Below are 11,809 nucleotides of genomic sequence, written 5' to 3'. Positions count from 1 at the left end.
GTTACATGTTGGGGTAATTTGGCCCATCGCCGCCCATCGGCGTCGTCCAGTTGATGTTCTGCGCCGGATCCTTGATGTCGCAGGTCTTGCAATGCACGCAGTTCTGGAAATTGATCTGGAACTTTGCGTCCTTGCCTTCGCCGATAAACTCGTAGACGCCCGCCGGACAATAACGCGCGGACGGCCCCGCGTACTTGGGCAGGTTCACATCGACTGGAACGCTGGCGTCTTTCAGCTTGAGGTGCGCGGGCTGCGATTCCTCGTGGTTGGTGAAACTGAAACTGACGTTGGTCAGCCGGTCGAAGGACAAAACGCCGTCGGGCTTTGGATAGTCAATCGGCTTGTGCTTGGAGGCCTCTTCGGTCGAGGCGGCATCGGTCTTGCCGTGGCTGACGGTTCCCAGCAGCGAAAAGCCGAAAATCGTCTGGAACCACATGTCGAACCCGCCGATTCCCATACCGCCCAAGGGGCCGAACTTGCCGTTCAGAGGCGCGACGTTGCGCACTCTTTTCAGGTCTTTGCCTACGACACCTTTGCGTAGTGCGGCATCGTAACCTTCCAGCACGTCGCCCGACCGGCCGCTCTGGATCGCGGCATAGGCCGCTTCGGCTGCTTCGATCCCGGAATGCATGGCGTTGTGGTTGCCTTTGATCCGCGGCAGGTTCACAAGCCCCGCCGAACAGCCCAGAAGCGTGCCGCCCGGGAACGCCGTTTGCGGGATCGACTGGTATCCACCCTTGGTCACTGCCCGCGCGCCATAGGCCACGCGCTTGCCGCCTTCCAGCAGCTTGGCGATCTTGGGATGGTGCTTGAACCGCTGGAATTCCATATAAGGGAACAGGTACGGGTTCTTGTAGTTCAGATCGATGATGTACCCGACATACACCTGATTGTTGTCGAGATGATAAACAAAGCTGCCGCCGCCGTTCTTGAAGCCCAGCGGCCAGCCCATGGTGTGGGTCACCTCGCCCTCGTTGTGCTTGTCGGGCGAAACCTCCCAGATTTCTTTCATCCCGAGGCCGAACTTGGGCACATCGCAATCAGCGGCCAGGTCGTATTTGGCGATTACTTCCTTGGACAGCGACCCGCGCACGCCTTCGCCCAGCATCACATATTTGCCGTGCAGTTCCATTCCCGGCTCATAGCTGGGGCCGGGTGTGCCATCAGGGTTCAGGCCCATTTCCCCTGCCACGACGCCTTTGACTTCGCCGTCGTCACCATAGACCAACTGCGAGCACGCCATGCCGGGGAAGACCTCTACGCCCAGTTCTTCGGCCTGCTCAGCCATCCAGCGGCAGACGTTGCCCATCGACACAATGTAGTTGCCGTGATTGTTCATGAGCGGCGGCATGATGAAGTTCGGCAAGCGAACCTGACCAGCCGCCCCCAGGATATAAAAGTTGTCTTCCTTGACAGGAACGTTCAAGGGCGCGCCTTTTTCTTTCCAGTCGGGGATCAAACGCGTCAGGCCAGACGGATCCAGCACCGCCCCCGACAAGATATGCGCACCAACTTCGCTGCCCTTTTCCAGAACAACCACGTTGATTTCGGGATCGAGTTGCTTCAGGCGGATCGCTGCCGACAGGCCAGCCGGACCGGCACCGACGATCACAACATCGTATTCCATGCTTTCGCGTTCGACTTCGGCCATCGGTCACCTCACATTTCGCAGTCGCAGACGGGGCTGCGGGTAATTTTCTTTCGCGCCTGACTAACGCATGCCGCTTTGCAGCGTCAATCGCAATGATGGGTCAGACAGATATATGGCCCAAAAATGCAGGGCAATCCAATGCCGAAATAAAATGCCGGTTGCATTCGACCTTCGCCTGGGGTCAGTTATTCTGATAAACCTATCACCGCTTGCGCGGCGCGCTGTTTCAAATCCAGCGCGCCGCGTTGCACTATGTCCGAGTCCGTATCATGGAAAAAATCCTGATGACCCGCGCAGGTCACACTGCGCTGAACGAAGAGCTCAAACACCTCAAGTCCGTCGAGCGTCCTGCCATCATCAAAGCCATCGCCGAAGCGCGTGAGCATGGTGATTTGTCGGAAAATGCGGAATATCATTCGGCAAAGGAAAAGCAGAGCTTTATCGAAGGGCGGATCAAGGAACTTGAAAGCGTGATCGGGCGGGCCGACGTTGTGGATACGTCCAAACTGTCCGGCGCGATCAAGTTTGGCGCCACCGTCACGATCGTGGATGAGGAAACTGACGATGAAAAGACATATCAGATCGTCGGCGAGCATGAAGCGGACATCGAAAACGGCCTGTTGAACATCAAATCGCCCATCGCCCGCGCCTTGATCGGCAAGGAAGAGGGCGACAGCGTCGAAGTGCGCACACCGGGTGGCGAAAAGTACTACGAAGTCTTATCCATCACATACAAGTGACGAACACGTATAGATAAGGCCGTGCACCATGGGCGACAGCCAGACTGACCAACGCCAGCACGACACAGGCGGCACCGTGACCGAGCCGCCTTCCGTCAGCTTGGGCGTCTACCATCAGCGTTCCGGTGGACGCGACAAGCTGGACGCCGGCGAAATCATTGCCATCGGCTTGACGATCCTGTGGTTGTTGGGCTCGGCGCTGTTTTTCTTGGTGCTTGGTCCTGATGCCACGACGCAATCTGTCAGCGGGCCGTTGCGTCTGGTCATGATATTTCTTGCGATTTTTCTGCCCATTGCGCTGATTTGGGTGGCCGCAGCCGCCGCGCGATCAACCCGCGTGATGCGCGAGGAAAGCGAACGCCTGCACGCGGCGATCGGCGCCATGCGCCAGAGCTACCTGCAAATGCAGCAAGCCAATTCCACCACCGCGTCCAAAAGCGTTGAAAAGAAGCTTGAAGAAATCGCGGCTGCGCAACGCAAGACCGAAGACGCCATCGCCACTTTCACCTCGATCAGACCGTCAACGCGGCCGATCCGCGACAAGGCCGCGATTCCAGCGCCCATCCCCGCGCAGGAACAGGCAACCTTGGCCTTTGAAACGCCCGGCGAGTCGTTGACGCCGCCCCTTTCGGTGTCTGATTTTATCCAGGCACTGAATTTTCCGGAATCGGCCGAAGACCGCGACGGGTTTCGTGCCCTGCGTCTGGCCCTGTCCGATCCCAAGGTCAGCCCCCTGATCCAGGCCGCGCAGGACGTGCTGACCCTGCTGAGCCAAGAAGGGATCTATATGGACGACTTGCAGCCGGACCGCGCGCGCCCGGAAATCTGGCGCAAATTCGCGACGGGCGAACGTGGCGGAACCATATCCCCTCTGGGCGGCATTCGGGATCGCTCGTCACTGGCTCTGGCCGCAGGGCGGATGCGGCAGGATCCGATTTTCCGCGATGCCGTGCATCATTTCCTGCGCAAGTTCGATCAAACACTTGCCGAATTCGAGACCACCGCCTCGGATCAGGAAATCAGCCAGATGACCGACACCCGAAGCGCCCGGGCCTTCATGCTGCTTGGGCGTGTCACTGGGACATTTGACTGACCAGCCTTTCGGCCCGGGCCAGGTCTTCTGGCGTGTTTACGTTGAAAAAGGCGTCGTCGTCTGGGAAATCCACGATCTTTGCGCCGTGAGATATGGCAAAGGCACGCAACCGGCGCTGGCCTTGCCGCAAAGCGTTCCGCGCCTCATCCACCAACGCGGTGGGCCAAAGCCCGATCGTCGGGTGTAAACCCGATGGCGATGCGGCAAGGGCAAAGTCATGCTGGGCAAGCTTTTCAACCAAATCGACAGGCAAAAAAGGACAATCGCCGGGTACGGTCAGCACATGACGCCCGTCGGCCCAAGCCATCGCCGACACGACGCCGCCCAAAGGCCCATCCCCTGGCACATCGTCGGCCAATACCGGCAGGCCATAAAAATCGAACCGGCTCGGCTCGTCATTGGCCGACACCGCAACACGCGCCACCTGGGGACGTAATCGGCGCAAAATATGGTCAATCACGCGCTGCTGTCCCAGTGGCAACAGGCACTTGTCGCCGCCCCCCATGCGCCGCGCCGTTCCGCCGGCCAGGATCACAGCGTCTGGCGGGGCTGGGTTCGGTTTCCTGTTTTCCATGAATACAGTTTGTCATTTGTGACAGCGCGGGGGAATATGTTTGAATACCTGACGCAATTTCATAGTCGGCCCCCTATGCCACTGATATTCAAAAACCCGCATTTCCGTCGAGGGTTGCGCCACGGCGCGCCATTCGTTCTGGTGACCATCCCCTTTGCCCTGCTCTTCGGCGTGGTCAGCACCGAGGCCGGGCTGACAGCCCTGCAGGCATTAGGGTTTTCGTTCATCGTCATCGCGGGGGCAGCCCAGTTTGCCGCGGTCACACAGATGATCGACAACGCGCCGTTGCTGATCGTCGTGGCGACGGCGCTGGCGGTCAACATGCGCATGGCCATGTATTCAGCGGCCCTGGCGCCCTATTTGCGCGGGCTGGGTGTGCCGCGGCGTATGCTCTTGGCCTATATGCTGGTCGACCAAAGCTATGTGCTGGCCGCTTTGGATTATGAAAAACACAGGGACGTGTCGGCCTTTGACCGGTTCGCCTATTTCGTCGGGACTTTTCTGCCACTAGGCGGCTGTTGGTACGCGGCATCCGTTGCCGGGGTGCTGACGGGAACTTTGGTGACGCCGAAACTGGCGCTGGATTTCATCATGCCGCTTGCGTTCCTGTCGATGGTATCGCCCGCGATCCGGACATGGGCCCACGCGGCGGCCGCCGTGACTTCGGTGGTCCTGTCCTTGGCGCTCAGCGGATTGCCCTATGGCACCGGCCTGATCGTCGCAGCCATTGCGGCGCTCTTGGTTGGTTCGGTTACGGAAACTCTGATGGAGCGACGCGCATGAATTATTCAACCGGTCAAATCTGGCTGATTATCGCGTTGCTGGGTGCCGGGACGTTTCTGATCCGCTATTCATTCATTGGTCTGATCGGGGATCGGCCCCTGCCCGCCTGGCTGATGCGCACGTTGCGCTACACGCCTGTCGCCGTCCTGCCGGGGCTGGTTGCCCCGCTTGTGCTATGGCCCGCTGCCACCGGCGGCAGCTTCGATCCGGCGCGCGGCCTGGCGGCGCTGCTCACGATTGTCATCGGCCTGGCGACGCGCAGCGTGATGAAGGGATTCATTTCGGGGGTGGTCGTGCTTTATGTGGGGCTTTGGGTTTTCTGACGCTGGTGCAACAGTGCGGGCGCCTGCAACAGGCCCGAATTGTCATCCTTGCTGTCATCGCGCACTTCACGAACCATCACGCCGGGACGGTCGCTGACCGCCTCCATCAACTTCTTGGGAAACCACGTCGACGGGGTATCCTCGAATCCCGGTACGCGCGACAGGATGGAGGCAACCGAAACAGTGCAGTGGGCTTTGGGCGCCGCGCCGTAGCGCTGGATTTCTGCCATAGCGATTGCAGCTTGGCGGGGCGTGACCGGGATGGTCTGCTCGATGACGCGAAAGCTCTCGCGGGCATGGTAATCGATGTAGAAATCGACGGCAGGCGGGCTCATCCCGTAGTGCACATCACCGACTTCGGGCAGGTGGGGGTGATAGAAGGTACCCGCAGGATCGTAGATCGCCCGCTGGTCTGCGTTGACCATCAACGCCGAATGCGCCCCGGCGCCCGAATAGTTGTTGATGACGGTATAAAGGGTCAGCGCGGGGGGACCCGCGTGCTGATAGGCGGCCTGGGATACCTCAGCCGGGCTGGCCGAATTTTCCTCAGGCACCTCGCACCCAGCCAACAATGCAAGGCCCGCAGCAGCGGCGAGTGTACGCAACATCGTCATTCACCCGCCCCCGAAACGCGCGATCAGCTGTTGAAAATCGCCAAAAACACCAAAACGCCCAGTGAGATGCCACCGACCCACATCGCCCATTTCAGGAAGCCCTCAAAGGTCTTTTCCTGTGCGGTGGTGTCCATCGTGCCGTGCTTGTGCTCTGCCATGTGTTTCTTCCCTTCGGATGTCGGTTGAACGGGGATTTAGACGATTCCGGCAGCCATGTCACGTACCCAAGCGCCGCAGACAGTTACCCGTCTTCCAGGTCCTTGGCCAGCTGAAAGCCGATACGCTGCGCCGTCTTGCGCGCTGGTTCCTTGGGCATGGCGCGCAGTGACACATTCAACTGGCTGACATGCTGAACCAACTGTGTGCGCACGCCGTTTTCGTCGGATCCATAAAAGGTGATCATGTCCGGATCAAAATAACCCAGCCCTTCGATCCGCAGAAGACCCGTGTTCGACCCGGCGAATCCCACCGACACCTCATGTTCGCTGTCCAGTTGTTCTTCGAAGTTCTGGATGTAGAGCACCAGCCGTTCATACGCCCATTCCGCGGCGCTTTTCTTGGCAACCGGTTTTCGGGCCACAGAATCGGGCAGCGGTTTTTGTTCCGCCGTTTGCGGGGCGTCCGGGTTCGAGTGCACGACGCGCGCGCGCGGCAGGGCGTCGTCCTCGTGGGCCTCGGCGGTTGTGCTGACAGTATCGCCGTTCATGTCATTCCTTGGTCTGCCACAACCAGGCGTCGTCCTCGCGCCGTGTACGCGTGATCTTGCCTGTCAGGTACAGGTGATTGAGGTGCGCCATGGCTTCGACCATGGCAAGCCCGTATTCACTTTCGCCGATCTTGCGCTTGAACAGCTGATCGAAACACCCGGTCGCCGTGCGCGGTGTGCGCAGAAATTCGGTCAGCCGGGTCAGCGCGGAATGGTGATTATCGATCAATTGGCCCATGCGGGTGGGCAGCCCCGTATAAGGCAGTTTATGTCCGGGCAGAACCAACTGATTGTCGGTGGCGAAGGGGCGCAGGCGTTCGCATGCTTCCAGCCATTCGCCCAACGGGTCCGCCCCCGGCTCGGTCGCGTGCACACCGATGTTGGGCGAAATTGACGCCAGCAACTGATCGCCGCCCAGCACCAGGTCTCCGGTCTCGGACCAAAGGGTTGCATGTTCAGGCGCGTGGCCGTTGCCCATGCGTATGGTCCAATCACGACCGGCAAGTCGCAGCACCTGCCCTTCCACAATGCGGGTGTACCCCAGTGGCAGTTTGGCGATCGCGTCGCAAAAGTTGAACGGGCGCTCGGCCGCGCGCTTGGCATAGAGCTCCGGATCCATCCCGGCGCTACGCCAAAAAGCCAGGGTTTCGGGCAGCGGGGCGTCCTGCTCATCCAGGTACAGCATCCGCGCCATAAGATAGGCCGTGCGTGTCGTGATCAGCTCGGCCCCGAATTCGGACACGAACCAGCCCGCCAGCCCGATGTGGTCGGGGTGATGGTGGGTGACAAGAACGCGCACAACCGGCGCGCCATCCAGATGGTTGTCAATGACATCCCGCCAGATCGCGCGCTGTTTGCTGGTGTCGAACCCGGTGTCGACAATGGTCCATCCGTCATCGTCACGCAGCGCGTAGCAGTTGACATGGTCCAGCACCATCGGCAGCGGCAGACGGATCCAGCGTACGTCCTCGGTGATCTCGGTGACCGAACCCGGTTCAGGCGGCGTAGCGACCAGCGTGCGAATCGGGGCCGTCATGCGGCCCCGAGATCTTCGGCCGACAGCGCATAGAGATCGTCCGCCCCCTGGCGCGCATGCGCGAGAAGCCCTTCGAACTCTGGCAAAATACGATTTATATAGAACGTCGCCAGACGGGTCCGCGCCCCTTCGCCACCTTCAGCCATTGCCGCCTTCAGGTGGAAGTGGCTACCCAGCACACGGGCGAAGGCGGTTTGATACGGAACCGCCCCGGCGAAGCGGTCGTTCAGGCCCTGTTCGATCAGCCATTCGGTGGCTTCGCGCAGAGTCTCGGCGGCGTCCCAGACGATCCGCGCCAGATCGGGCAGCTTGCCACGGCTGGCTTCCGCGTCCTGTTCGATTTCGTCGAGCAGGCGAAAGGCCGCTTCGCCGCCATCCATCATTTTACGCGCAACAAGGTCCATCGCCTGAATGCCGTTCGTGCCTTCGTAGATCGACGTCACACGGACATCGCGGTTGAACTGCGCCGCGCCCGTCTCTTCAACATAGCCCATGCCACCGTGTACTTGCACGCCCATCTCGGACACACGAATGCCGGTATCGGTGCCAAAACTCTTGGCGATCGGGGTCAGCAAAGCCCCGCGCGCCTGCCAGTCCGCGTCACCGGTGGCGTGCGCCATGTCCAGCGCGACCCCACAAGCCATCGCAATGCAACGCGCAGCAAAGATATCAGCCTTCATCGTGGCCAACATGCGGCGCACATCGGCATGATCGATAATCGCCCCGTCGCCATCACCCACAGGGGTGCGCCCCTGTTTGCGTTCCTGTGCGTATTCCAGGGCTTTCTGATACGCGCCTTCGGCAACGCCGATACCCTGCATGCCCACATTCAGGCGGGCATTGTTCATCATGGTGAACATGGCCTTCATCCCGTCGTGCGGGCCGCCGACCAGCCACCCGGTAGCGCCATCGTATTCCATCACGCAGGTGGGCGAGCCATGAAGGCCCGTCTTGTGTTCAAGTGACACCACGCGCAAGGAATTGCGCGGGCCGGGCGAGCCGTCTTCGTTCGGGATGTTGCGCGGCACCATGAACAGGCTGATCCCTTTGGTCCCTGGCGCGCCATCTGGCAGGCGGGCCAACACCAAATGGCAGACGTTCGCCATAAAGTCGGCATCACCCCAACTGATGAAAATTTTCTGCCCGGTAACCGCATAGGTGCCGTCCCCGTTCGGCTCGGCCTTGGTGCGCAGCGCGCCCACATCCGAGCCCGCCCCCGGTTCGGTCAGGTTCATCGTGCCCGACCATTCGCCCGAGCACAATTTCGGCAGGAACGTTGCCTTCATCTCGTCGCTGGCATGGTGTTCCAGTGCTTCGATCTGACCTTGTGTCAGCAGCGGGTTCAACCCCAGGGCCAGGCATGCCCCGGACATCATGTCATTGACCGATGTCTGCAGGGCCAGCGGCAGGCCCATTCCGCCATACTCTACCGGCCCGGAAATCCCGACCCAGCCCGCCTCGGCCCATTGGCCATAGGCTTGCGCGAAACCGGGCGTTGTCCGCACGACGCCGTTCTCCAGCTTTGCACCTTCCAGATCGCCATCGCGGTTCAGCGGGGCCAGAACCTCGTCACACATACGGCCAGCTTCCTGCAGCATGGCGGCAGTCACGTCTGGGGTGGCATCGGCAAACCGTTCGGTCTGTGCGACCTGTTCAAGGCCCACGATGTTGTCAAAAATGAACTGAACGTCCTGAACCGGCGCGCGGTACGGCATTGATGTCTCCCCTGTTCGGTACCCTGATCTCGGCATTTCACGGGCTTGGCCTTTGCCCCCCGCACAGCTATGCAGCTATGTAAACTGAACCGATCCTAGTCAAGCCCCGACTGCCCACCAACCACGACGCAGCGTCACCATGACCCAACTCTTTCACGCCTCGGCCGACGGTATTTCTGCCGCCGTTCGCATCCTGCGAGACGGCGGGCTGGTCGCCTTGCCGACCGAAACGGTCTATGGCCTGGCAGGCGATGCCCGCTCTGACGCCACTGTGGCGCGGATATTCGATGCCAAAGGGCGCCCCCGGTTCAACCCCCTGATCGTGCATGTGGCATCGCGCGATTCGGCCGAGCGATACGCCGTGCTGGGCGACCCCGCACGTCGTCTGGCGCGCGCCTTTTGGCCCGGGCCGCTGACGATGGTGTTGCCCTTGCGCCCGGATGCAGGCCTATCGCCATTGGTCACCGCAGGCATGGATAGCGTGGCCATTCGCGTGCCGGCGCATCCGGTTGCCCAAGCCCTTCTGGCGGGCGCAGCCATGCCGATCGCAGCCCCGTCGGCCAACCCGTCCGGCCGGATCAGCCCCACTGACGCCACCCACGTGCTGGGCGGTCTGGGCGGACGGATCGACGCGGTACTTGATGGGGGGGCCTGCGGTGTCGGCGTAGAAAGCACGATTGTCGGCTTGACGGGACATCCCACCCTGCTCCGGCCCGGCGGGCTAGCCAGCGAAGATATCGAACGCGTGTTGGGCCAACCGCTCGCAGAACACAGTGGCGAAATCAACGCGCCAGGCCAGCTCTCGTCCCATTATGCGCCAGACGCGGCGGTGCGGCTGAACGCGACCACGCGGCGCGACGATGAATTCTGGATTGGATTTGGCGATTGCCCCGGCGCGGATATCAATCTGTCGCCCAAGGGTGATCTGGTCGAAGCCGCGACCACCCTGTTTGCTGCTTTGCACACGGCCAATGCCAGCGCGCGCGCCATTGCCGTGGCGCCAGTGCCGGACACGGGGCTGGGCCGCGCGATCAATGACAGGCTGCGCCGCGCCGCCGCGCCGCGAGCCCCCTAGGCCCGCCCGGCCTCAGCCGACAAAAGCAGCGGCTCGATCCCCAAGATGCGCAACGCGGCCTCCCATTTTCGGGTGCTGTCGCGGGCAAAGACCACCTCGGGGCTGGCATCGCAGGAAAGCCAGCCATTTTGCGCGATTTCTGCTTCCAACTGCCCCGGCCCCCAGCCCGAATACCCCAAAGCGAGTATAGCCATGGCAGGGCCAGCGCCTGCGGCGATATCGGACAGGATACCGCGCGTGGCAGTCATCGAAAAACTGTCCGTGACGCGCAGGGTCGAACCTTTGGATTGATAGTCTGACGAATGCAAAACGAACCCACGCCCATGTTCGACAGGCCCGCCAAAGAAAACGGGCCATTCCGGCGCACCGGTTTGCGCGTCAATCTCAAGCTGGTCCAGAAGCGCCGAGAGCGACAGATCAGGAAGCGGTTTGTTGACGATCAAACCCATCGCGCCCTCGGATGAGTGGGCACACAGGTAGACGACGCTCTTTTCGAAGCGCGCATCGCTCATGCCGGGCATTGCGATGAGCAATTTGCCTGTCAGGTCTATGGGATCGTCCGTCTGGTTCATGCGACCACATTGCGCTGCGTCACCGCTGGACACAAGTGGGCGCTTTGGTCACAGGCACTGCGCTTCACGCGCGCGTCGCCGGAATGTGATTTCCCAAAATGCGCCCGCCCCCTATGGTCTGGCACATGTTCATGCATTCCACCGCCATTCTCTCTGCTGTGATCGTCGCAACGCAAGCCCACGCCATGGACCTGTCGGATGTGGCCTCGGTTGATGTGTTGCCCGGCTGGCGTACCGACTCTGGCACGCACATGGCCGCGCTTCGCGTCCGGCTTGCCCCCGGCTGGAAAACCTATTGGCGCGCCCCGGGCGAAGCGGGCATCCCGCCGCGGTTTGATTGGGCCGGATCGCAAAACATCGGCTCGGTCGCGTTTCACTGGCCTACACCGGTCGTATTTGAACAAAACGGCGTCCGCACCATCGGCTACAAGGATGAATTGGTTCTGCCGATCGAACTGACGCCCGCGACGCCCGGGCAGCCAATCAAGATGCTAAGTGCTGTCGAACTGGGCATATGCGAAGACATCTGCATGCCCGTGACGGTTCAGATCAATGCGATCCTTCCCGCGACGGGCGGCGCGAATCCGGCAATCCGCGCGGCCTTGGCCGATCAACCTTCCAGTGCAAATCGCGCCGGTGTCGAGCGCGTGACCTGCGATGCTCAGCCGATTTCCGACGGGCTGCGCCTGACCGCATCTTTGACAATGCCGGCCCTTGGCCCGTCCGAAGTGGCCGTCGTTGAATTGCCGGACGAATCCATCTGGGTATCCGAGGCCGATACGCGCCGCGATGGCGCCCGCCTGACGGCGCAATCCGATCTGGTGCCGCCGTCGGCCGCGCCTTTCATGCTGGACCGGTCAGAAATACGCATCACTGTGATAGCAGACGGGCACGCCGTGGATATCCGGGGCTGCGCCGGGCCATAGA

At 61.3% G+C, this 11,809-nt stretch carries 14 protein-coding genes; 6 read left to right on the top strand and 8 right to left on the bottom strand.

Features of this window, described 5'->3' with window-relative positions; genetic code table 11:
• Position 1: 1 nt before the first annotated feature.
• Positions 2-1,651 (bottom strand): 4Fe-4S dicluster domain-containing protein, encoded by a 1,650-nt coding sequence (locus ACP2AV_RS02570; RefSeq protein WP_426371086.1) that lies wholly within the window; start codon positions 1,649-1,651, stop codon positions 2-4.
• 269 nt (positions 1,652-1,920) lie between these two features.
• Here ACP2AV_RS02570 and greA point away from each other — a divergent pair, with 269 nt between their 5' ends.
• Both greA and ACP2AV_RS02560 read left to right on the top strand, forming a co-directional pair.
• Positions 1,921-2,391: a transcription elongation factor GreA gene (greA, locus tag ACP2AV_RS02565; RefSeq protein ID WP_426371085.1), complete on the top strand. Its 471-nt coding sequence runs from the start codon at positions 1,921-1,923 to the stop codon at positions 2,389-2,391.
• A gap of 28 nt (positions 2,392-2,419) precedes the next feature.
• Positions 2,420-3,484 (top strand): hypothetical protein, encoded by a 1,065-nt coding sequence (locus ACP2AV_RS02560; RefSeq protein ID WP_426371084.1) that lies wholly within the window; start codon positions 2,420-2,422, stop codon positions 3,482-3,484.
• On the opposite strand, the gene mobA is transcribed toward ACP2AV_RS02560, so the two are convergent.
• Positions 3,465-4,058, bottom strand: a complete 594-nt coding sequence (mobA, locus tag ACP2AV_RS02555) for a molybdenum cofactor guanylyltransferase MobA (RefSeq protein ID WP_426371083.1) — start codon at positions 4,056-4,058, stop codon at positions 3,465-3,467. The two genes, ACP2AV_RS02560 and mobA, sit on opposite strands and share 20 nt — an antisense overlap.
• A gap of 75 nt (positions 4,059-4,133) precedes the next feature.
• Here mobA and ACP2AV_RS02550 point away from each other — a divergent pair, with 75 nt between their 5' ends.
• Together ACP2AV_RS02550 and ACP2AV_RS02545 are read left to right on the top strand one after the other, a co-directional pair.
• Entirely contained in the window at positions 4,134-4,841 is a 708-nt protein-coding gene (locus ACP2AV_RS02550; RefSeq protein WP_426371082.1) for an AzlC family ABC transporter permease, read from the top strand.
• Entirely contained in the window at positions 4,838-5,164 is a 327-nt protein-coding gene (locus ACP2AV_RS02545; protein ID WP_426371081.1) for an AzlD domain-containing protein, read from the top strand. Before ACP2AV_RS02550 ends, ACP2AV_RS02545 begins: the two co-directional genes overlap by 4 nt.
• On the opposite strand, the gene ACP2AV_RS02540 is transcribed toward ACP2AV_RS02545, so the two are convergent.
• The 5 genes from ACP2AV_RS02540 to ACP2AV_RS02520 form a co-directional block, all read right to left on the bottom strand.
• The gene (locus ACP2AV_RS02540; RefSeq protein WP_426371080.1) at positions 5,140-5,778 is read right to left on the bottom strand and encodes a hypothetical protein; all 639 of its coding nucleotides are present in this window, start codon (positions 5,776-5,778) and stop codon (positions 5,140-5,142) included. The two genes, ACP2AV_RS02545 and ACP2AV_RS02540, sit on opposite strands and share 25 nt — an antisense overlap.
• Before the next feature lie 23 nt (positions 5,779-5,801).
• On the bottom strand, positions 5,802-5,936 hold the full coding sequence (locus ACP2AV_RS02535) for an aa3-type cytochrome c oxidase subunit IV (RefSeq protein ID WP_426371079.1): 135 nt from the start codon (positions 5,934-5,936) through the stop codon (positions 5,802-5,804).
• Positions 5,937-6,019: 83 nt separating this feature from the next.
• On the bottom strand, positions 6,020-6,484 hold the full coding sequence (locus tag ACP2AV_RS02530) for a DUF6173 family protein (RefSeq protein WP_426371078.1): 465 nt from the start codon (positions 6,482-6,484) through the stop codon (positions 6,020-6,022).
• Position 6,485: 1 nt separating this feature from the next.
• Positions 6,486-7,520, bottom strand: coding sequence for an MBL fold metallo-hydrolase (locus ACP2AV_RS02525; RefSeq protein WP_426371077.1), 1,035 nt, complete (start codon positions 7,518-7,520; stop codon positions 6,486-6,488).
• Complete coding sequence (locus ACP2AV_RS02520) at positions 7,517-9,235, bottom strand: acyl-CoA dehydrogenase (RefSeq protein ID WP_426371076.1); 1,719 nt, start codon at positions 9,233-9,235, stop codon at positions 7,517-7,519. Before ACP2AV_RS02520 ends, ACP2AV_RS02525 begins: the two co-directional genes overlap by 4 nt.
• 139 nt (positions 9,236-9,374) lie before the next feature.
• On the opposite strand from ACP2AV_RS02520, the gene ACP2AV_RS02515 reads away from it, so the two are divergent.
• Positions 9,375-10,310 (top strand): L-threonylcarbamoyladenylate synthase, encoded by a 936-nt coding sequence (locus ACP2AV_RS02515; RefSeq protein WP_426371075.1) that lies wholly within the window; start codon positions 9,375-9,377, stop codon positions 10,308-10,310.
• Here ACP2AV_RS02515 and ACP2AV_RS02510 read toward each other — a convergent pair.
• Positions 10,307-10,882: a YqgE/AlgH family protein gene (locus ACP2AV_RS02510; protein ID WP_426371074.1), complete on the bottom strand. Its 576-nt coding sequence runs from the start codon at positions 10,880-10,882 to the stop codon at positions 10,307-10,309. The genes ACP2AV_RS02515 and ACP2AV_RS02510 overlap by 4 nt on opposite strands.
• Before the next feature lie 125 nt (positions 10,883-11,007).
• Between ACP2AV_RS02510 and ACP2AV_RS02505 the strand changes: the two genes are divergently transcribed.
• The gene (locus ACP2AV_RS02505) at positions 11,008-11,808 is read left to right on the top strand and encodes a protein-disulfide reductase DsbD domain-containing protein (protein WP_426371073.1); all 801 of its coding nucleotides are present in this window, start codon (positions 11,008-11,010) and stop codon (positions 11,806-11,808) included.
• The last annotated feature ends 1 nt before the right edge of the window (position 11,809 follow it).

The organism is Aliiroseovarius sp. PTFE2010 (assembly GCF_049943335.1).
Lineage (GTDB): Bacteria > Pseudomonadota > Alphaproteobacteria > Rhodobacterales > Rhodobacteraceae > JBNFVY01.
The sequence above is the reverse complement of the archived record's forward strand: the minus strand, read 5'-3'. Positions and strand labels throughout refer to the sequence as shown.